Origin of the sequence: Mycolicibacterium llatzerense, assembly GCF_000878195.1 — a bacterium.
GTDB classification, from domain to species: Bacteria; Actinomycetota; Actinomycetes; order Mycobacteriales; family Mycobacteriaceae; genus Mycobacterium; species Mycobacterium llatzerense.
Map to the genome: position 1 here is coordinate 17,645 of NZ_JXST01000006.1, position 19,423 is coordinate 37,067.

20 protein-coding genes are annotated in these 19,423 nt (G+C 65.9%); 13 read left to right on the forward strand and 7 right to left on the reverse strand.

Features of this window, described 5'->3' with window-relative positions; genetic code table 11:
• Positions 1-72: 72 nt before the first annotated feature.
• The 6 genes from TL10_RS05570 to TL10_RS05595 all read left to right on the forward strand — a co-directional run bounded on the left by TL10_RS05570 (position 73) and on the right by TL10_RS05595 (position 4,991).
• A complete protein-coding gene (locus tag TL10_RS05570) occupies positions 73-456 on the forward strand; it encodes a VOC family protein (RefSeq protein ID WP_043984863.1) in 384 nt (127 codons plus the stop codon).
• Positions 457-990: a mycothiol transferase gene (locus tag TL10_RS05575; protein WP_043984864.1), complete on the forward strand. Its 534-nt coding sequence runs from the start codon at positions 457-459 to the stop codon at positions 988-990.
• The gene (locus TL10_RS05580; RefSeq protein WP_043401269.1) at positions 987-1,550 is read left to right on the forward strand and encodes a phosphatase PAP2 family protein; all 564 of its coding nucleotides are present in this window, start codon (positions 987-989) and stop codon (positions 1,548-1,550) included. Before TL10_RS05575 ends, TL10_RS05580 begins: the two co-directional genes overlap by 4 nt.
• 88 nt (positions 1,551-1,638) lie before the next feature.
• Positions 1,639-3,156: an aldehyde dehydrogenase family protein gene (locus TL10_RS05585; protein WP_043984865.1), complete on the forward strand. Its 1,518-nt coding sequence runs from the start codon at positions 1,639-1,641 to the stop codon at positions 3,154-3,156.
• Positions 3,157-3,214: 58 nt separating this feature from the next.
• On the forward strand, positions 3,215-4,081 hold the full coding sequence (ppk2, locus tag TL10_RS05590) for a polyphosphate kinase 2 (protein ID WP_043401274.1): 867 nt from the start codon (positions 3,215-3,217) through the stop codon (positions 4,079-4,081).
• Between the two features lie 28 nt (positions 4,082-4,109).
• A complete protein-coding gene (locus TL10_RS05595; RefSeq protein WP_043984866.1) occupies positions 4,110-4,991 on the forward strand; it encodes a hypothetical protein in 882 nt (293 codons plus the stop codon).
• Positions 4,992-5,059: 68 nt separating this feature from the next.
• Here TL10_RS05595 and TL10_RS05600 read toward each other — a convergent pair whose 3' ends face one another.
• On the reverse strand, positions 5,060-7,045 hold the full coding sequence (locus TL10_RS05600) for a prolyl oligopeptidase family serine peptidase (protein ID WP_043402068.1): 1,986 nt from the start codon (positions 7,043-7,045) through the stop codon (positions 5,060-5,062).
• Positions 7,046-7,182: 137 nt separating this feature from the next.
• On the opposite strand from TL10_RS05600, the gene TL10_RS05605 reads away from it, so the two are divergent.
• The 3 genes from TL10_RS05605 (at position 7,183) to TL10_RS05615 (ending at position 9,394) form a co-directional block, all read left to right on the forward strand.
• Positions 7,183-7,656, forward strand: coding sequence for a DUF779 domain-containing protein (locus TL10_RS05605; protein WP_043401279.1), 474 nt, complete (start codon positions 7,183-7,185; stop codon positions 7,654-7,656).
• A 54-nt stretch (positions 7,657-7,710) separates the two neighbouring features.
• Complete coding sequence (gene lpdA, locus TL10_RS05610; RefSeq protein ID WP_043984980.1) at positions 7,711-9,117, forward strand: dihydrolipoyl dehydrogenase; 1,407 nt, start codon at positions 7,711-7,713, stop codon at positions 9,115-9,117.
• A 67-nt stretch (positions 9,118-9,184) separates the two neighbouring features.
• Positions 9,185-9,394 (forward strand): hypothetical protein, encoded by a 210-nt coding sequence (locus TL10_RS05615; protein ID WP_308204067.1) that lies wholly within the window; start codon positions 9,185-9,187, stop codon positions 9,392-9,394.
• A gap of 14 nt (positions 9,395-9,408) precedes the next feature.
• Here the strand turns inward: TL10_RS05615 and TL10_RS05620 are convergent, their stop codons facing one another.
• Complete coding sequence (locus TL10_RS05620) at positions 9,409-9,957, reverse strand: carboxymuconolactone decarboxylase family protein (RefSeq protein WP_043984868.1); 549 nt, start codon at positions 9,955-9,957, stop codon at positions 9,409-9,411.
• A 130-nt stretch (positions 9,958-10,087) separates the two neighbouring features.
• Between TL10_RS05620 and TL10_RS05625 the strand changes: the two genes are divergently transcribed.
• Positions 10,088-11,419, forward strand: a complete 1,332-nt coding sequence (locus tag TL10_RS05625) for a phosphatase PAP2 family protein (RefSeq protein WP_234711377.1) — start codon at positions 10,088-10,090, stop codon at positions 11,417-11,419.
• Here TL10_RS05625 and TL10_RS05630 read toward each other — a convergent pair.
• The 5 genes from TL10_RS05630 to ramB form a co-directional block, all read right to left on the reverse strand.
• The gene (locus TL10_RS05630; RefSeq protein ID WP_131630682.1) at positions 11,399-11,824 is read right to left on the reverse strand and encodes a hypothetical protein; all 426 of its coding nucleotides are present in this window, start codon (positions 11,822-11,824) and stop codon (positions 11,399-11,401) included. The two genes, TL10_RS05625 and TL10_RS05630, sit on opposite strands and share 21 nt — an antisense overlap.
• A 126-nt stretch (positions 11,825-11,950) precedes the next feature.
• The gene (locus TL10_RS05635) at positions 11,951-12,445 is read right to left on the reverse strand and encodes a hypothetical protein (protein WP_131630683.1); all 495 of its coding nucleotides are present in this window, start codon (positions 12,443-12,445) and stop codon (positions 11,951-11,953) included.
• A 54-nt stretch (positions 12,446-12,499) separates the two neighbouring features.
• The gene (locus TL10_RS05640; protein ID WP_052506314.1) at positions 12,500-14,092 is read right to left on the reverse strand and encodes a DUF4185 domain-containing protein; all 1,593 of its coding nucleotides are present in this window, start codon (positions 14,090-14,092) and stop codon (positions 12,500-12,502) included.
• 5 nt (positions 14,093-14,097) lie between these two features.
• Entirely contained in the window at positions 14,098-14,391 is a 294-nt protein-coding gene (locus TL10_RS05645) for a type VII secretion target (protein ID WP_082067853.1), read from the reverse strand.
• A gap of 38 nt (positions 14,392-14,429) precedes the next feature.
• Complete coding sequence (gene ramB / locus TL10_RS05650) at positions 14,430-15,848, reverse strand: acetate metabolism transcriptional regulator RamB (RefSeq protein ID WP_043984872.1); 1,419 nt, start codon at positions 15,846-15,848, stop codon at positions 14,430-14,432.
• Positions 15,849-15,973: 125 nt separating this feature from the next.
• Here ramB and TL10_RS05655 point away from each other — a divergent pair, with 125 nt between their 5' ends.
• The 3 genes from TL10_RS05655 (at position 15,974) to TL10_RS05665 (ending at position 19,408) form a co-directional block, all read left to right on the forward strand.
• Entirely contained in the window at positions 15,974-16,828 is an 855-nt protein-coding gene (locus TL10_RS05655; RefSeq protein ID WP_043984873.1) for an acyl-[acyl-carrier-protein] thioesterase, read from the forward strand.
• Positions 16,829-17,093: 265 nt separating this feature from the next.
• Positions 17,094-18,386 (forward strand): isocitrate lyase, encoded by a 1,293-nt coding sequence (aceA, locus tag TL10_RS05660; protein ID WP_043401298.1) that lies wholly within the window; start codon positions 17,094-17,096, stop codon positions 18,384-18,386.
• A gap of 161 nt (positions 18,387-18,547) precedes the next feature.
• On the forward strand, positions 18,548-19,408 hold the full coding sequence (locus TL10_RS05665; protein WP_082067854.1) for a 3-hydroxybutyryl-CoA dehydrogenase: 861 nt from the start codon (positions 18,548-18,550) through the stop codon (positions 19,406-19,408).
• Positions 19,409-19,423: the final 15 nt, after the last annotated feature.

Below are 19,423 nucleotides of genomic sequence, written 5' to 3' on the forward strand. Positions count from 1 at the left end.
AACAATCGCCAGCGGCGGGCCCTCGGGTTCGTCGCTGGCGATGTTGTCGGTGCCCCGTGGCACGATCGGGGCATGATCGACCATTTCGGTATCAACTGCAGTGACTGGGCCAAATCTCAGCAGTTCTACGACGGTGTACTCGGTGTGCTCGGGTTCAGCCGGCAGATGGACTTCGGAATCGCCATCGGCTACGGCCGCGACGGCAAGCCGGACTTTTGGATCGCCGATGCCAGCGCTGGGGAGGCTTCGGGCCCGAACCGCGAGGTGCACTTTGCTTTTCAGGCCGCCGATGTCGATGCGGTGAGCGCATTCCACGACGCGGCAGTCGCACTCGGTGCCGAGTCCTTGCACGCGCCCCGGCTCTGGCCCGAATACCACCCCGGTTACTTCGGTGCGTTCGTCCGTGACCCCGACGGCAACAACGTCGAGGCGGTCTTCCACGGCGCGGCCGGATAGATGTCTGACACCGCGGCGGCGCGAGAACTGTTGCGCGACTCGTTCACTCGCCTCATCGAGCACGTCGGCGAGGTCACCGACGGCCTCTCTGAAGAGGTGTCGTGCTGGCGCCCGACTCCGGAGGCCAACAGCATTGCGTGGCTGCTGTGGCACAGCGCGCGGTGCCAGGACATGCAGCTGTGCGACGTCGCGGGTGTCGAGCAGGTGTGGACGAGTGAAGGCTGGGAACAGCGGTTCGCGCTCGACCTGCCGCACAGCGATGCGCCCGGCTACGACATCGGGTACGGCCACGCTCCTGAAGATGTCGGCAAGGTGCGGCCGCCGGTCGAGTTGTTGGTCGGCTACTACCGCGCGGTGCACAAGGTCACGCTGGAGTACGTCGCGACCGTGGAGTCGGAGGAGCTCGAGCGCATCGTCGACCGACGCTGGAATCCACCGGTCACCGCGAGCGCGCGACTGGTCAGCATCATCGACGACTGTGCGCAGCACCTGGGTCAGGCCGCGTACGTGCGGGGCATCGCCGCGCACAGATGACGGTCGAGAAGTTCGTCCGCTGGTGGCCGCCGGTCGGGCTGGCGATGATGGCCCTGTTGGGGTGGGGCGTCGGCACGGGCTCCACGCCCGTCGACGACGTCTTCCAGCACGCGGGCCGGGCCGGTCAGCCGTATTCGGGCTGGCTGCTGTTCTTCACGGATCCGCGCGTGCTCATGGTGATGCTGGTGATCGCGGTGGGAATCACGTTGTGGCAGAAGCGCTGGCGCCTCGCCGCGGTCATCGCGCTGACGCCGCAGTTGGCGGTGTTCATCGAGCGCGGACTCAAGGAGCTGTTCGGCCGGCACAAGGGCGGGGCACTGGCCTACCCCAGTGGGCACACGGTGTTGATGGTGACCGTGTTGGGCGTGATCGTCGTGGCGGCCGGGGCGGTGCTGTGGACCCGGGTGCTGGCGGGCGTCTTCGTCCCGCTGGGCATGCTCGGCCAGGCCTTCACCTATCACTACTTCACGGACACCCTCGGCGCGCTGCTGTTCGGGTCCAGTGTGGTGTGCCTGGCCGCGCGCCTGGCCACGGCGAAAGCTCCGCCCGCGGTCTATTGAGGCGCGGCCGCGACGCCGCCGGGGCGATTTTTTGACACGCGTCAAGCCGGGTGCGACCCGTGTCACACCTGGTCGTTACCATGGCCGTATGACCGCTACGTCTGACGTCCAATCGCCCGGTTCCGGCACCATCTACGACCCCGCGACCGGGGCCATCGCTGGGACCGTGCGCTGGACGGACCCGGCTGACGTACCACGGATCGCCGCGGGCCTGCGAGCCGCGCAGCGAGAGTGGGAGGCCCGCGGGCCGCAGGGCCGCGCGAAGGTGCTGGCACGTTTCGCGGTGTGGCTGGGCGACCACCGCGATGAGATCGAGACCCTGCTGGTCCGTGAGACCGGCAAGTCGATGGTCGACGCCAAGGCCGAAATCCCGCTGGCGATCCTGATCATCTCGTACGTGGTCAAGATCATGGAGAAGGCGCTGGCGCCCGATACGCGGCCGGCCCCCATGCCGATGCTGTCGGTCAAGAAGATCACCGTGCACTACCGCCCGCGTGCGGTCGTCGGTGTCATCGCGCCGTGGAACTACCCGGTGGCCAACGCGCTGATGGATGCCGTCGGGGCACTCGCGGCCGGCTGTGCCGTGCTGCTCAAGCCGTCCGAGCGGACCCCGCTGACCGCCGAACTGCTGCTGCGCGGCTGGACCGACTCCGGTGCACCCGAGGTGCTGGCCCTGGCACAGGGTGCCCGCGAGATATCCGAGGCCGTCATCGACAACTCCGACTTCATCCAGTTCACCGGCTCGACGGCCACCGGCCGCAAGGTCATGGAGCGCGCGGCCCGTCGTCTCACCCCCGTCAGCCTCGAACTCGGTGGCAAGGACCCCATGATCGTCCTCGAGGACGCCGACGTGGAGCTGGCCGCCAACGCCGCGGTCTGGGGCGCGATGTTCAACGCGGGGCAGACCTGTGTGTCCGTCGAGCGCGTCTACGTGCTGGAGCCGGCCTACGACGCGTTCGTCGACGCCGTCGTCAAGGCCGTGCAGAACCTCAAGGTGGGTGCCGGCGAGGGCTACCACCTGGGCGCCCAGATCGACGCCAACCAGGTGGACATCACCGAGCGGCACGTCAACGAGGCCGTGGCTGCCGGCGCCCGGGCGCTGACCGGTGGCAAGCGCCCCGACGGACCTGGCAGCTTCTACCCGCCGACGGTGCTCGTCGACGTCGATCATTCGATGGCGTGCATGACCGAGGAGACATTCGGCCCGACACTGCCGATCATGAAGGTCGCCACGGTCGGTGACGCGGTCCGCCTGGCCAACGACAGCCAGTACGGGTTGAGCGCCACCGTGTTCTCCGGCGACGTGCAGCGGGCCAAAGATGTTGCACTGCAACTCGACTGCGGTGCGGTGAACATCAACGACGTGCTGGCCAACCTGATGTGCACCACCGCCCCGATGGGTGGCTGGAAGACGTCGGGCATCGGCGCGCGCTTCGGCGGGGCCGAGGGCATCCGTAAGTTCTGCCGCCAGGAGACCGTGGTGGAGCCGCGCACCAGCAAGGGCACCGGCGGCAACTACTACCACAACTCGATGAAGGCCCTGGCCCGCATGAACAACGTGCTGACCAAGGTGTCGCTGATCCGGTCGAAGCGCACCGCCAAGTAGCACCTGGTGTTCACCCTGACGTCACCGCCAGGTTCGGCCCGGCGGTTACCTTCAGCCGGTGACCCTCGACACCGCTGCCGTTGACGGCTACGCAGTCCGCGATGATGACGACGACGATCCCGAACTGGTGCTGGTGCACAGCGGAGAAGTGGTCGACACCTGGCGTGAGGGCTACCCGTACGACGACCGGATGAACCGGCAGGAGTACGAGGAGCAGAAGCGTCTGCTGCAGATCGAGCTGCTGAAGCTGCAGAAGTGGAGCCAGGCCAACGGGCTGCGGCACGTCATCGTCTTCGAAGGCCGCGACGCCGCCGGCAAGGGCGGCACCATCAAGCGGTTCATGGAGCACCTCAACCCGCGCGGCGCCCGCGTCGTCGCGCTGGAGAAGCCGACGGAGCGGGAACGCACCCAGTGGTACTTCCAGCGGTACGTCACGCACCTGCCGGCCGCCGGCGAGATCGTGTTGTTCGACCGCTCCTGGTACAACCGGGCCGGTGTGGAACGCGTCATGGGTTACTGCACGCCCAAGCAGCACGCTGAATTCGTCCGCCAGGCACCGCTTTTCGAACAGATGCTGGCCAACGACGGCATCAGCCTCACCAAGCTGTGGTTCTCGGTGACCCAGGCCGAGCAGCGCACCCGGTTCACCATCCGCCAGGTCGACCCGGTGCGGCAGTGGAAGCTGTCCCCGACGGACCTGGCCTCGCTGGACAAGTGGGATGCCTACACCGCGGCCAAGGAAGAGATGTTCGCCTGGACGGACACCGAGGTCGCGCCGTGGACTGTGGTGAAGAGCAACGACAAGAAGCGTGCCCGGATCAACGCCATGCGCCATGTTCTCGGTAAGTTCGATTACGACAACAAGGACCATGAGGTGGTCGGGCACGCCGACCCGCTGATAGTGGGACGGGCGCTGTCGGACTGAGGCGGCGCCCACCAACGTAGGAGGGCGCTTGCGATTCGTCGCGACACTGCTGTTGTGGCTGGTCACCACCGTCGCTGTGGCGGTGGCTGTGCCGGTCTGCTGGGCGCAGCACACACTTGTCGACCGGGGCGGCTACGTCGCCCTGGCGACCACGGCAGCCAAGAACCATGAGCTGCAGAAGGCCACTGCCAGCGAGCTGGGCATCCAGATCAACAAGCTGGCCACCAGCGCGGGATATGACCTGAGCACCAGCACCATGTCGAGTGCCGCCGGGCTCTACACCTCCAGCTCGGTGTTCCCGGGCCAGTTCGGCACCGCCAACGGGTTTGCGCACGACTGGCTGTTCACCGACACCATGGCGCATTCGGATGCGTCCGGTCGCTGGACCATCGACCTGTCGCCGATGCTGTCGGACCGGTCGTTCAAGGCGACGTTGTCGGCGCTGGGCATCCGCGTGCCGTCGAAAATCGAAGTGCCGATTACCGATTCGGCCCAGTCGGTACGGCCGGGCCAGTTCCGGGCCGCGACGACGTGGGGACCGTGGGCGCGGATCGGCATCTGCGTGCTGACGGGCATCTTCGCCCTGCTGACACTCGCGGTGACTCGCTCCCGCGGAAAAACCGTTGCTGCCCTCGGCATCTCGACCATGATCGTCGGCGCCGCCGGCTGGGCCGGGATCGAGGCGGGACGGCGCTACATCAACGACGGGCTGAACCGCACCACCGGCAACGTCCGCCAGGTGGCCGATGTCATGGTCGATACCGCCATCGCCAACGCTCATGAGTGGCTCAACATCACCCTGGCCGTCGGTGGCGGACTGGTGGTGCTCGGCGTGCTCGTGACGCTGCTGGGCAATCTCGGCCGTCGGGTGGTGCGCAAGCCCAAGCCCGCGGCAGCCCCGGCCTCCTGATTGCCCGCGAGCAGACGTAAAACTGTCGATTTCCCAGTGATTTCGACAGTTTTGCGTCTGCTCGCGAGTTAAGCGGAGCCGACGGTGCGTTCGAGGAACGAGTAGACGAGCGCGGCTTTGAACGCTGCCTGCGAGTTGTCGGCGGCCCCGCCGTGTCCGCCCTCGATGTTCTCGTAGTAGTTGACGCGGTGGCCGACGGCCTCGAGTGCTGCCGTCATCTTCCGGGCGTGGCCCGGATGCACCCGATCGTCGCGCGTCGAAGTGGTCATCAGTAGCGCCGGGTAGGTCCGCTCGGCCGAAATGTTCTGGTACGGCGAGTACTTCGAGATGAACTCCCAGTCGTCGGGGTTGTCCGGGTCGCCGTACTCGGCCACCCACGAGGCTCCGGCGAGCAACAGGTGATACCGCTTCATGTCCAGCAGTGGCACGCTGCACACCAGAGCACCGAACAACTCCGGATACCGCGTCAGCATGACGCCCATGAGCAGCCCGCCGTTGCTGCCGCCCTCGGCGGCGAGTTGTTCGACGGTGGTGATGCCGCGGCGCACGAGATCGGCTGCGACGGCGGCGAAGTCCTCGTAGACCAGGTGGCGCCCCTCGCGCATCGCCTGGGTGTGCCAGCGTGGCCCGTACTCACCGCCGCCGCGGATGTTGGCCTCGACGTAGGTGCCGCCCTGGGTCAGCCACAGCCGGCCGAGCACTCCGGCGTAACCGGGCAGCATCGACGACTCGAAGCCGCCATACCCGCTCAGCAGCGTCTTGCGCGGCTCGGTGACACCCCGTTGTCCCACAACGAAATACGGGATGCGGGTGCCGTCGGCCGACGTCGCGAAATGCTGCGACACCTCGACCTCGGAGGCGTCGAAGAATCCCGGCGCGCGCTTGATCTCGGTCACCGCGCCGCCGGCGTGTCCCCACAGCAGGCGCGACGGACTGTCGAATCCGCTTGAGTCCAGGAAGATCTCGTCGCCGTACTCGTCGACATCGACGATGACGGTGGTGGCGTGCTTCGGCACGCCCGGAATGTCCTCGCGCACCCAGGTTCCGGGGGTAACCAGTTCGATGTGGCCGATGACGTCGACCAACGTCTGCAGCAGCAGCCGGTCGCGGGTCCACGCGAAGTTCTGCATACTGCTGTGCTCGTCGGGTTCGAAAACCACACTCAGATCCCGGTTTCCGGCCAGGTAATCGTCATAGCGGGCGGCCAGCAGCGTTCCCGCCTCGTACGTCGTCTCACCGACGGTCCACTCGCCGCGCGGCCGGATCAGCAGCCATTCCCGGTGGATGGAGATCGCGGCATCGGTGGGGACGTCGATGCGGATGAGCTCGCCGCCGCGGACTTCGTAGCGTTCGCGGTTGAAGAAGTCGGTGGACTGCGACACCATCAACCGCTCGAAACCCGGTGTGCTGTCGTAGCCCGCGCCGACGCTGACGTCGGACGCCGCGCCTTCGAAGATCGTCACGGCCTCGGAGAGCGGCTGTCCACGGTGCCACCGCTTGACGATCCGCGGGTACCCGGACTCGGTCATGGCGCCGGGCCCGAAATCGGTGCCAACCAATACCGTGTCGGGTGTCTCCCAGGAGACGCTGGACTTGGCTTCCGGCAAGTTGAATCCGTCGTCGACGAATTGCCTTGCCTCCATGTCGAACTCGCGGACCACCGACGCGTCGGCCCCGCCGCGGGACAGCGCGATCAGGGCGAGGTTCAGGCCGGGTTCGATGACATCGGCACCGGCCCACACCCAGTTCTCGTCTTCGTCGGCCGCGAGCTTGTCGAGGTCGATCAGCACGTCCCACTCGGGCGCGTCGGTGCGGTAGCTGTCGAGCGTGGTGCGCCGCCACAGCCCACGGGGGTTCTCGGCGTCGCGCCAGTAGTTGTAGAGCAGCTCGCCGCGCCGCCGGACGTACGGAATGCGGGCATCGGTGTCCATCACCTCGAGGGCGTCGGCGCGCATCTGCTCGAAACGCTCGCCGCCGAACTCGGCGATCGTCGGGTCGTTGTGCTCGCGCACCCAGTTCAGCGCGTCGTCGCCGGTGATGTCCTCGAGCCACAGGTAGGGATCGGCTTCTGGGGCGAGCGGAGCGACGGGATCGGCTTCTGGGGCGAGCGGAGCGACGGGATCGCCAGTGGCGGGGCCGAGGGAATCAGAAGTCACCCGGACATTCTTACCCTCCGGCGTAGGGTGGCTGCATGCCATCACGGGCACTGATCACCGCCGATGCCGCCGAACTGCTGCGCAGTCTGCAGAACCAGCACGGGCCGTTGATGTTTCATCAGTCCGGCGGATGCTGCGACGGGTCGTCGCCGATGTGTTATCCCGACGGCGATTTCATCGTGGGGGACCGGGACGTGCTGCTTGCGGTGCTCGACGTCGGAGCCGACGGCGTACCGGTGTGGATTTCGGGCCCGCAGTTCGAGGCCTGGCAGCACACGCAACTGATCATCGACGTGGTCGCGGGCCGGGGCAGCGGGTTCAGCGTGGAGGCGCCTGAAGGCAAACGCTTCCTGTCGCGCGGGCGGGTGTTCAGCGAGGCGGAGAACGCCGAGCTCGCGGCCCAGCCGCCCATCGTCGGCGCCCAGTACGCGCAAGGCGCGCGGCCCGTCCGGGACGGCACGCTGATCGTCGACCGTGCCGAGGAAGCGTGCCCACTGCCGGGAACGTAGCCGGTTGAATCGGTCTCCCGCCTGCCAAGCACCGCTCGCCTATAAGGTGTGCATGTGACTCACTATGACGTCGTCGTTCTCGGAGCCGGTCCCGGCGGATATGTCGCCGCTATTCGCGCAGCCCAGCTGGGGCTGACCACCGCCATCGTCGAACCGAAGTACTGGGGCGGCGTCTGTCTCAACGTGGGGTGTATCCCATCCAAGGCCCTGCTGCGCAACGCGGAGCTGGCGCACATCTTCAACAAGGAAGCCAAGACCTTCGGCATCAGTGGCGAGGCCAGCTTCGACTTCGGTGCGGCGTTCGACCGCAGCCGCAAGGTCGCCGAGGGCCGCGTCGCGGGCGTGCACTTCCTGATGAAGAAGAACAAGATCACCGAGGTTCACGGCTACGGCACCTTCACCGGACCCAAGTCGATGTCGGTCAAGCTCAACGAGGGTGGCACCGAGGAGCTCACCTTCGACAACGCGATCATCGCGACCGGTTCGTCGGTGCGGCTGGTGCCCGGCACCTCGCTGAGCGAGAACGTCGTCACCTACGAGAAGCAGATTCTGACGCGGGAGCTGCCCGGCTCGATCATCATCGCCGGCGCCGGCGCCATCGGCATGGAGTTCGCGTACGTGCTGAAGAACTACGGCGTCGACGTGACGATCGTCGAGTTCCTGCCGCGCGCGTTGCCCAACGAAGACGCCGAGGTCTCCAAGGAGATCGAGAAGCAGTACAAGAAGCTGGGCGTCAAGATCCTCACCGGCACCAAGGTCGAGTCGATCACCGACAATGGCTCGGACGTGACCGTCGTGGTGAGCAAGGACGGCGGCACCCAGGAGCTCAAGGCCGACAAGGTGTTGCAGGCCATCGGTTTCGGCCCCAACGTCGACGGCTACGGCCTCGAGACGACGGGCGTCGCGCTCACCGACCGCGGCGCCATCGCGATCGATGACTACATGCACACCAACGTCCCGCACATCTACGCGATCGGTGATGTGACAGCCAAGCTGATGCTGGCGCACGTGGCCGAGGCGATGGGCGTGGTGGCCGCCGAGACCATCGCCGGCGCTGAGACCATGGCGTTCGGTGACTACCGCATGATGCCGCGCGCCACGTTCTGCCAGCCGCAGGTCGCGAGCTTCGGTCTCACCGAGGAGCAGGCCAGAGAAGAAGCGATACGACGAGGCTCCGATATTAAGGTCGCCAAGTTCCCGTTCACCGCGAACGGCAAGGCGCACGGCCTGGCCGACCCGACCGGCTTCGTGAAGCTGATCGCCGATGCCAAGTACGGCGAGCTGATCGGCGGGCACCTGATCGGGCCTGATGTGTCCGAGCTGCTGCCCGAGCTGACGCTGGCCCAGAAGTGGGATCTGACCGTCAACGAGCTGGCCCGCAACGTGCACACCCACCCGACGCTGTCGGAGGCGCTGCAGGAGGCCATCCACGGCCTAGCCGGCCACATGATCAACTTCTGAGTCGGTCTTGCGCGCGAATGTTGTTGCCGCGATAGGCGGTTTGGTCGTCGGCCACATGTTGTGGCTGGTGGCCATCTCACTCGCGATGGACACCACCAGGATCAGCTTCTGGGTACTGGTGATGTCCGGCGTGGTCTTCGTGGTGGCCGGCGCCGCCGTGTTCTTCGCTCGAAAGTTTCAGGAGCGCAAGGCTTTTGCGAAGTCCGCGTTCCTGTGGTGCCTGCCCGTCGCGCCAGTGTTGATGACGCTGGCGGTTCTCGGGGTCACCTACCTCTAGCCGGTTCGAGCGCGCTAGTCCGGGAAGTCCAGCGGCACGCGCAGGGTGGCGATGGTCGCTGCCAGCCCGTCGTATTGCGCTGCCAGCAGGCAGAAGTCGATGAGCTGCTTGCGGTCCAGGTACGCCGCCAGCGACTTCCACGTCTGGTCGGACACCGACCGGGTGATGACGAACTCGTCCGTCGCGGTGATCAGGACGCGTTGCCGGTCGGTGAGGCCCTCGGCGTCCGGCCCTTCGAAAATGCGGGCCTGCGTCTCGGCGTCGACGCCGCGGCTGCGGGCGAGGCGACGGTGCTGCTGCAGTTCGTACTCGCTGCCGCGCAGATGAGCGACGCGCAGGATCACCAGTTCGGCATCCCTGAGCCCCAGCTTGCTGCGGCCCAGCAGCATGCCGGAGTAGGGGAGGAACGTCAGGAACAGCAGATGGTGCTGGCCGAGGACGTTGAAGAGGGTGAACCGCGGAGCCCGGATGGTCTTGGCGCCGATCTTGGCGATGACCCAGTTGAGCGGGCCCAGCTCACGGAAGCCGCCGGGTTCGATGCGGGCCGGCTCGATGGTGTTCACAATTCCCGAGTCTGGCACAGGCGAGGCGGTCGTAGGGTCCAGCCATGCAGCGGCCGCAATGAAAATGTGCTGAGTCGCAAATTGGTCGCAAATTGCTGGTAGCGGCGTCTGACGACCTATCGTCTATCACGTGTTCATTGAGCATTCACCCTTTCTTAAGGAGGGTGTACCGCCCCGGACGAAGGTCGCGATCGGCATTGCGCTGGTCGCGACGTTCATGTGCGCGCTGCAGGCCACGGCGATGCTGTGCGGTTTCCGGGGTCCGCTCGAGCGCCTGATCGGCGATTACGTCGGAACCCCGGCGGGATTCACGGTGCCCTGGGCGGCGCTGGTGGTGGCTCTGGTCGCAGTGCCGCGCGACTACCGGCTGCCGATTGCGGGCACCGCACTTGGGCTCGACGTGCTCTTTGTCGTCGGCCGGGAGTACGTCGGTCTTCCGGCGGCGATGGGCAGCGGCGCGTTGGTCGTGCTCACCGGGCTGGGTGTGTTTGCGCTGATGCGGTGGACCGGCTCGCGACGCGACACCGCGCTGAAAGGCGTCGCCACCGGCCTGTTGCTCGTGCTCGCCACCAAGGCCGGTGACGCCTGGCTGACCATCACGTCGCTGACGCGCCCCACCGTGCTCGATGAGTTCGCGGCCCGCGCCGATCACGCGCTGGGGCAGCCGTCGTGGGTGCTGGGGCAGCTGGTCCAGCACCATTCGGTGCTCTACTTCCTGCTGCACTGGGTGTATCTCGAACTCTCGGCCGCCGCGACCGTGGTGGCCATCTATCAGCTGCGGAACGTGACCACGGGTGGGCGGTGGCCCCGGCACTTCGTCGTCCGGACCTTCCTCGTGCTCGGTCTGATCGGCCCGCTGATCTATCTGATGTTCCCGTTGGTGGGACCCACCTACGCTTTCGGCCCGGCCGGTGGCGGATTCCAGGTCGGCGACTTCTGGCCGGCGCTGCTACCGCCGGTCGACGGCACCGCTGTGCCCATCGCGTTCGACACGTCGACCCCGCGTAACTGCATGCCGTCACTGCACACGGCGTGGGCGCTGGCTGTGTTCATCCACTCTCGGTCGGGACCGCGGTGGTTGCGCATCGGCGGCACCTGCTGGCTGGTGGGCACCCTGGCCGCGACCCTGGGCTTCGGCTTCCACTACGGCGTCGACCTCGTGGTCGGTGCGGCGTTGTGCCTGACGGTCGAATCGGCGCTGCGGGAACCGGTCCGGCCAACTGCGCGTGCCCGACTACGGCTGATCGCCGGTGGCGTGTCCGTCATCGTCGGCCTGATGCTGTGCGTCCGTCACCTATCCGACTGGATGGCGGCGTACCCGATCATGTTCGGGTTGCTCATCATTGGCGCGTTCGCAACACTGGCCTACGGCTTCTACGCCACGTTCTTCTCGCATCCGGGCACTTCAGCGCCGGCGATCGAGCGGCTGACCGGCGAGGAGTCAGAAAGTCCAGCTGCGTGACTGCTGCAGGACGAAGCCATGCTTGTTGTGATCAATGCAGGCGACGAGATTGACATCGGCGGCGCACGTGAAATATGTGACCCCCTGGGCGTCGTAGTTGATCTTGCTTCCGTTCGGGAGCTGTTTTTCCGGCGCGCCCGAAGTGCATGAATTGTTGGACTGTCGGAACTGATAGGGATGCGGGTCTCGGTCGCGCAACGGCACACTATTCGGCCCGACCGAGGTGCAGCTCGTATCGGTACTGCCCGACGTGGTACCCGGCAGGGCGAACGGTGTCGAACAGCTCATCGAGGTGTATCCGTTGATGCTGCAACGGATCCCGTCGGCTGTGGAGAACTCCTCGGACGTCCCGGTGTGCCCCACGACGTCGTAGTCGTGTCTCTTGACCAACACGTAGCTGTCCAAGTTCGGGAAGCTGGTCAGCTCAGCGCGGGAGGTGGTCGGCGCCGGGCTGGTCGGGTGACTTGTGCAGGCGGCGCTCAATGTGAGTCCCGCGATCATGAAAGCTGTTCCTGCAACTTCTCTCATGTTTCAGACCTGCGGCAGCCAGCCAGACCCGTTGGGGGACAAGACGAAGCCGTGTCCTTGGGAGTCCTTGCACGCGGTGGTGCGTTTGTCGTCGACACCGCAGGTCACGCCGTTGACGGTGAGGGTGTGAAACGGTGGAAGAGTTCTGAGGTTGTTCGTCTGCGGGATGCCAGAACCGATCGGGGCCAACCCGTAGTCTGTCCCGATCGAATTGAGGCCAGTCGTGGCCGGGGGAACTGACGGAAAGTTGTTGCCCGTGCAGATCGCTGCCGGCGGCATCATGAAATCACAGGTGATTCCGTCAGGAGTCAGGAAAACAACTTGTCTGGCGTGGATGCCCGGCGTCGACGCGTCGACTTCGTAGTCGACAGAGTTGACAGGCGTGTATCGGCTCATGTCCGGAAACGTCGGTGGGTCTGCCCAGGCGCTGGGTTGCGAGGCCATGCCGACCAACATCATTGCCGTGACGACGAACGAAGCTCTGGGGAGTGCTCTCATGTCAGTTCCTTCCCAGACTCACTAGATCGGCAATCGTGTCCCGGCCAATTCGTGTTACTTGGATGCATTGACCTGCACCTGCTGAGTGTCGTACGGAGCTCCCAGAGGCTTGCCGTCCGAACCATTCTGGGTATTCCATTGGCTGACAAGGATATTCAGTTCATCGAGCGATGATCCTGGCATGATGTAGCCGCCGTACGGCTGGAAGACGTAGCCAGGAGCTGCAGGCGAGTTCTGCTGGGCTGCGACGATGGGCGGAGGGGCGAATATCTTGGTGGGGTCATCGGCCACGCGGACCTCGACTTGGTTGACCCCAGGAGTGCTGTTGAAGCCGGACAACACTGGGTGGCCATCAATCTCGCGGAAGCTCAATTCTCCGAAATTCTGGCCTCGGCTCAATACGGCGGGGGTGTCGCTGTGCTGCCCCCAGCTACTTCCCGTCCACGGCTGCCAGGCATTTCGATCTGTGACATGCGCCGGATCAACTCGGTACATCGTGACGCCCTGGCTGCGGTCGAACGAGTCTCCCGCGATGTACACCATTCCGTCTTTGCCTTGGTAGCCGCTGACTTGGGTCGGCGGGTTTCCGGGCAAGCCAGGGGCCGAGGGGCGCCATGAGCCGGGCACGGGTTGCCAGCCTTTGGACGGATCGTCTGAGACCTCGACCAGCCAGGAACCGGCCGTTGGTTTCAGGCCCGAGGTACCGCTGACCATCATGTACGTCTTGCCGTTGGCCTGAAACGAGCCGGCGGGCAGGGGATTGGTATTCGGGTCGATCGCCAGTGCTTCCGGCGGGGGAGGGAACAGGACGCCCGGGGTACCGGGGCCGCCCGGACTGTTGAGCGGCTGGCCGAAGATGGGCCTGCCGTCTTTGTCCCAGCCCACGATCGGCACGGCCACTGACCGGTAGTGCTCGTTGTCAGGGCCGCCGACCTTGTCGCCCTTGAAGGAGTCGCCGAACACAGCCACCAAACGGCCGTCCGGCAACTCGACGATCTCCCCCAGGTCGGCGGCGCCGATGCCCGGGATACCGGGCTGAGCACCGGTGCCGGCGATGGGTCCGAGGTTCTTCACTCCGCCCGGAGGCACCGATCCGTCAGGCCCAGGACCACCGCCAGGGCCCAGCTTGAATCCGTTCAACTGGGTACCGATCAGCTTCAACGCCGCGGCTACCTGTGCGTCGAGGGTGGCCAATTTCATGGCCCGCCCTCGGATCGCTGCCTGGTATGCGTGCCTGGCCAGTTCGCGCAGCAGCAGCATTGGGGCCACGAGAATTTTCGGCAGCCGATCGGTGACCGTCAGATCCTCGCTGACGGAGAACATCTCGTCCTCGGCGTCGTCAATCGTCTTGACCGCGTCGTGCTTCGCGTTGCCAATCGTCTGCGCACCCTTGGTAGCCGTCGTTTGAGCGTGCTCGACCCGCTCCAGAACCGTATGGACCTTGGTCGCATCAGCTTTCAGCCGTGCCCGGGCCTGCTCACCCGCGGTGCCGCTCCAGTCGGCATTCTCGAGTCCGTGCTGCGCTTTGTCGTATGCGTCTTTCAGCTTTGTGGCGCGCTGGCCCCACGTCTTTGCGGCAGCCTCCAGCGAATCCGTGTTCCATGACTGGACCTGCGACTTCGTCGGCATCGACACCGGTGCGGTCAAGACCCCTACCGACCCGGCATTGACCGTGACACGGCTGCGCCGCCTGCGGCGTCGGTGGCTTCGTAGGCGGCGGCGGCCTTGGTCAGGTTGCTGCCGAATTCGGTCAGGGCTTTCGAGCACTCACCATCGACATGATCGATCCCGGCCGACACGTCACCCACCGCGGCAGCACTCGGCTGCCACACGGGCCCGGCTGCGGCCTGTGCGGGAGCAGGTTTCAAGCCGGCGGCGGCGTCGCTCAATTCTCTGGCGAGCGACCGCAGGCCGTCGGGATCGACCTTCAATGCTGAGGGAGCCACGCATCCAGCCTATGCCCGCGCCGGCACACTGCCGGTCACTAATTCGCGCGCTTCACCACATACGGCGTCACGGTGCTGCGGTGTTCGTCGAGGTCCAGTGCCCGGCCCAACGCGGGGAAGGCCCGCTGCGGGCAGTTGTCTCGTTCGCACACCCGGCACCCCGAGCCGATGGGCGTCGCGGCCCCGCCGGACAGGTCCAGCCCTTCGGAGTAGACGAGCCGATTGGCATGGCGCAGTTCGCAACCCAGCCCGATGGCGAAGGTCTTACCGGGCTGGCCGTACCGCGCGGCGCGTCGTTCCACGGTGCGCGCCACCCACATGTAGTTGCGGCCGTCGGGCATCTGGGCGATCTGCACCAGCATCTTGCCGGGGTTCGCGAAGGTCTCGTAGACGTTCCACAGCGGGCAGGTGCCGCCCGACGAGGAGAAGTGAAAGCCGGTGGCGGACTGGCGTTTCGACATGTTGCCGGCCCGGTCGACCCGGACGAACGACAGCGGCACGCCGCGCATAGACGGCCGCTGCAACGTCGACAGCCGGTGCGCGATGGTCTCGTAGCTCACCGAGTGGTAGGCCGACAGCCGCTCGACGTCGTAGCGGAATTCCTCTGCGACAGCGTGGAATTGGCCGTAGGGCAGCACCGCGGCCGCGGCGAAGTAGTTGGCCAGCCCCATGCGGGCCAGCTTCACCGACTCCTCGCTGGTGAAATTGCCTTCGGCCACCAGGCTTTCCAGCAGGTCGCCGAATTCCAGGTAGGCGAGCTCGGCGGCCAGCTTGAACACGTACTGTCCCGACGACAGGTGGCCGCCGATCTCCAGCGTCCTGGTCTCCGGGTCGTAGCGGTGCAGCACGTTGTCGCCGAGTTCGAGCCGCTGCACGATGCGCACGTGGTGTACGCGGCTCAGCCGCTCGGCCAGCTCGCGGGACAGTTCGGACCGGCGCATGTGCATGCGGAGGATGAATTCCTCGGCCGCGGTGTCGAGTTCGTGCAGGTAGTTCTGCCGCGTGTAGAAGTAGTCGCGGACCTCTTCGTGCGGCATGGTGATGGCGCCACTGCCGCTGCCGTCGGAGAACCGGTCCTCGGTGGCGGCGGCGAGCTGTGCGGTGGACAACCGGTAGCGGCGGTGCAGATCGACCATCGCGCGGGCCATCGTCGGGTGGGTGCTGACCAGGTCGGCGATCTCGGGGATGTCGACGTCGACGCCCAGATCCCGATCCATCAGTGCTTCGCGTAGTTCGGCGACCAGCCGGGTGTCGTCCTGGGAGGCGAAGAACGTCGCGTCGACGCCGAACACCTCGGTGATCCGGAGCAGTACGGAGACGCTCAGTGGTCGCACGTCGTGCTCGATCTGGTTGAGATAGCTGGGCGAGATGTCGAGCATCTGCGCCAGCGCGGCCTGGCTGAAGCCGCGTTCGCCGCGGAGCTGACGCACCCGAGAGCCAACGAAAGTCTTCGCCATGAAAGCAGCCTAACAATGATGTGAATACCACCTTCGCAGAATTGGCAAATTGGCGCTGTGGCAGGATCGGGCCCGCGGGTGAGTTGGGCGATCCAGCCGAGTGGACCCGCCGGGAAAGGGACACCATGACCACCGCGGAGACCGCCGAAAAGACCGTCGAAAAGGCCACGGCCACACTGGCAACGGGGCTGGCCAAGGTCCTGATGCCGGTCCCTGAAGGTCACCCCGACGTGTTCGACACCAGCTGGCCGCTGCGGATGGCCGACGTCGATCGGGACGGCCGACTGCGGTTCGACGGCGCCTGCCGGCACATCCAGGACATCGGCCAGGACCAGCTGCGCCAGATGGGCTACGAGGACGTCCACCCCGCCTGGGTCGTCCGGCGCACCATGGTGGATTTGATCCGCCCCATCGAGCGCGGCGACATCCTGCGTCTGCGGCGCTGGTGTTCGGGAACCTCGAACCGGTGGTGTGAGATGCGGGTGCGCATCGACGGCCGCAAGGGCGGCCTGATGGAATCCGAGGCGTTCTGGATCAACATGAACCTGGAGACGCAGGGGCCGGCGCGGATCTCGGACGACTTCCTGGCCGGTTTGAAGCGGACCGCCACCACCGATCGGCTGCGGTGGAAGGGCTACCTCAAGGCCGGCGGCCGTGACGATGCCACCCGGATCGTGGACTACCCGGTCCGCGTCAGCGACATCGACCTGTTCGACCACATGAACAACTCCGTCTACTGGTCGGTGGTCGAGGACCACCTGCAGACCTATCGCCCCGAGCTGCTGGAGGCACCGCTGCGGGTCACCATCGAGCACGACGCCGCGGTGGCCCTGGGGGAGCGGTTGGAGATCCTCACGCACGAGTTCCCGGCCGGATCGACGGACAAATTCGGTCCGGAGCTATGTGACCGCGGTGTTACAACGCTCACATATGTGGTCGGTGACGAGGTCAAAGCGGTCGCCTGCCTGTTCGCGCTCTGAGTGCGCCGATTTAACAGTACGAGCGTACTGACCAGCGCATTTCGGTTACCAGTCAGTAGCTACTGAACCGGTTAAGCAACGCAGCAAATTCGCAATCTTCGCAACTTGGCTACGACTGTTGGCGAAAGTTGGCACCTGTAACCGCTGGACCTGCGGGTATGTGCTGTGTCATCGTCGTTATCAGCACACAAGCGAAGTCGCCGAAGCGTTAACAATCAGTTTGAATCTTGGCGCCCACGGCGACGCGGCCTCACGAAGGAGCACAATGTCCAACGTCGGAAAGCCACGTACCGCCGCTGAGATTCAGCAGGACTGGGACACCAACCCCCGCTGGAAGGGCATCACCCGCGACTACACCGCAGCTCAGGTTGAGGAGCTGCAGGGCAGCGTCGTCGAGGAGAACACCCTCGCGCGTCGTGGCGCCGAGATCCTGTGGGACGGCGTCACCAAGGGCGACGGCTCCTACATCAACGCGCTGGGCGCCCTGACCGGCAACATGGCCGTTCAGCAGGTCCGCGCCGGCCTGAAGGCCATCTACCTGTCGGGTTGGCAGGTCGCCGGTGACGCGAACCTCTCCGGCCACACCTACCCGGACCAGAGCCTGTACCCCGCCAACTCGGTGCCGGCCGTCGTCCGCCGCATCAACAACGCCCTGCTGCGCGCCGACGAGATCGCCCGCGTCGAGGGTGACAAGAGCGTCGACAACTGGCTGGTTCCGATCGTCGCCGACGGTGAAGCCGGCTTCGGTGGCGCCCTGAACGTCTACGAACTGCAGAAGGCCATGATCGCCGCGGGTGCCGCCGGTACCCACTGGGAGGACCAGCTGGCGTCTGAGAAGAAGTGTGGCCACCTCGGTGGCAAGGTGCTGATCCCGACCCAGCAGCACATCCGCACCCTGACCTCGGCCCGTCTGGCCGCCGACGTCGCGGGCACCCCGACCGTCGTCATCGCCCGGACCGACGCCGAGGCCGCCACCCTGATCACCTCGGACGTGGACGACCGCGACAAGCCGTTCGTCACCGGTGAGCGCACCGCTGAGGGCTTCTACAACATCCAGAAGGGCATCGAGCCCTGCATCGCGCGTGCCAAGGCCTACGCCCCGTACGCCGACATGATCTGGATGGAGACCGGCGTGCCGGACCTCGAGGTCGCCCGCAAGTTCGCCGAGGCCGTCAAGGCTGACTTCCCGGACCAGCTGCTGTCCTACAACTGCAGCCCGTCGTTCAACTGGAAGCAGGCGCTGGACGACTCGACCATCGCCAAGTTCCAGAAGGAACTGGGTGCCATGGGCTTCACGTTCCAGTTCATCACCCTGGCCGGCTTCCACGCCCTGAACTACTCCATGTTCGACCTGGCCTACGGCTACGCCCGCGAGGGCATGACCGCCTACGTCGACCTGCAGGAGCGCGAGTTCGCGGCCGAGGAGCGCGGCTACACCGCCACCAAGCACCAGCGTGAGGTCGGCGCCGGTTACTTCGACAAGATCGCCACCACCGTGGACCCGAACACCTCGACCGCAGCTCTGAAGGGCTCGACCGAAGAGGGCCAGTTCCACTGAGCTTGCGAAGTGGAACCGGAAAGCCGGAGCCACTGAGCTTGCGAAGTGGAACCGAGGGCTTGAGTCACTGAGCCGTTTGGTTTTGATATGGCAGGCCCCGCTCAGGATCTGGGCGGGGCCTGTCGCATATCTTCAGAAGTAATCATGAGGAGAGGACAGCGGTGAGCAACGCAATCGAACGAGTCGGGGTCATCGGGGCCGGGCAGATGGGCGGCGGTATCGCCGAGGTCTGCATCAAGGCAGGCGCACAGGTCCTGGCGTTCGAGCCGACCGAGGCGCTGACCACCGCCGGCCGGGAGCGGATCACCAAGTCGCTGGACAACGCGGTCAAGAAGGGCAAGCTGTCCGACGCCGACCGCGACGCCGCCCTGGGTCGGCTGAGCTTCACGAACGACCTGGCTGACATGGCCGATCGCCAGCTCGTCATCGAGGCCATCGTCGAAGACGTCAACGTCAAGGCGAAGGTTTTTTCTCAGCTTGACGAGATCATCACCGACCCCGAGGCAGTGCTGGCGTCGAACACGTCGTCCATCCCGATCATGCGCATCGCCGCTGCGACCAAGAACCCGAGCCGCGTGCTCGGTCTGCATTTCTTCAACCCGGTGCCGGTGCTGCCGCTGGTCGAGCTCATCTCATCGGTGACGACCGCCCCCGAAGCCGCCGCGCGCGTCGAGACCTTCGCCGGCGAGGTGCTGGGCAAGAAGGTCGTTCGGGCGGCGGATCGCTCGGGCTTCGTTGTCAACTTCCTGCTGGTTCCCTACCTGCTGGCAGCCATCCGGATGGCCGAGTCGGGCTTCGCCACCGTCGAGGACATCGACACCGCGGTCGTCGCCGGGTTGTCGCATCCGATGGGCCCGCTGAAGCTTGCCGACCTGGTAGGCCTGGACACCATGAAGCTGATCGCCGACTCCATGTACGACGAGTACAAAGAGCCGCTGTACGCGGCCCCGCCGTTGCTGCTGCGCATGGTCGAGGCCGGGCAGCTCGGTAAGAAGTCTGGCAAAGGCTTCTACACCTACTGACAGACGCCGGGTTGG

Excerpts from the sequence above, each read along its gene's own strand:
- TL10_RS05570 (WP_043984863.1), top strand. The coding sequence starts at position 73 with ATGATCGACCATTTCGGTATCAACTGCAGTGACTGGGCCAAATCTCAG.
- TL10_RS05575 (WP_043984864.1), top strand. The coding sequence starts at position 457 with ATGTCTGACACCGCGGCGGCGCGAGAACTGTTGCGCGACTCGTTCACT.
- TL10_RS05580 (WP_043401269.1), top strand. The coding sequence starts at position 987 with ATGACGGTCGAGAAGTTCGTCCGCTGGTGGCCGCCGGTCGGGCTGGCG.
- TL10_RS05585 (WP_043984865.1), top strand. The coding sequence starts at position 1,639 with ATGACCGCTACGTCTGACGTCCAATCGCCCGGTTCCGGCACCATCTAC.
- TL10_RS05605 (WP_043401279.1), top strand. The coding sequence starts at position 7,183 with ATGCCATCACGGGCACTGATCACCGCCGATGCCGCCGAACTGCTGCGC.
- TL10_RS05635 (WP_131630683.1), bottom strand. The coding sequence starts at position 12,445 with ATGAGAGCACTCCCCAGAGCTTCGTTCGTCGTCACGGCAATGATGTTG.
- ramB (WP_043984872.1), bottom strand. The coding sequence starts at position 15,848 with ATGGCGAAGACTTTCGTTGGCTCTCGGGTGCGTCAGCTCCGCGGCGAA.
- TL10_RS05655 (WP_043984873.1), top strand. The coding sequence starts at position 15,974 with ATGACCACCGCGGAGACCGCCGAAAAGACCGTCGAAAAGGCCACGGCC.
- aceA (WP_043401298.1), top strand. The coding sequence starts at position 17,094 with ATGTCCAACGTCGGAAAGCCACGTACCGCCGCTGAGATTCAGCAGGAC.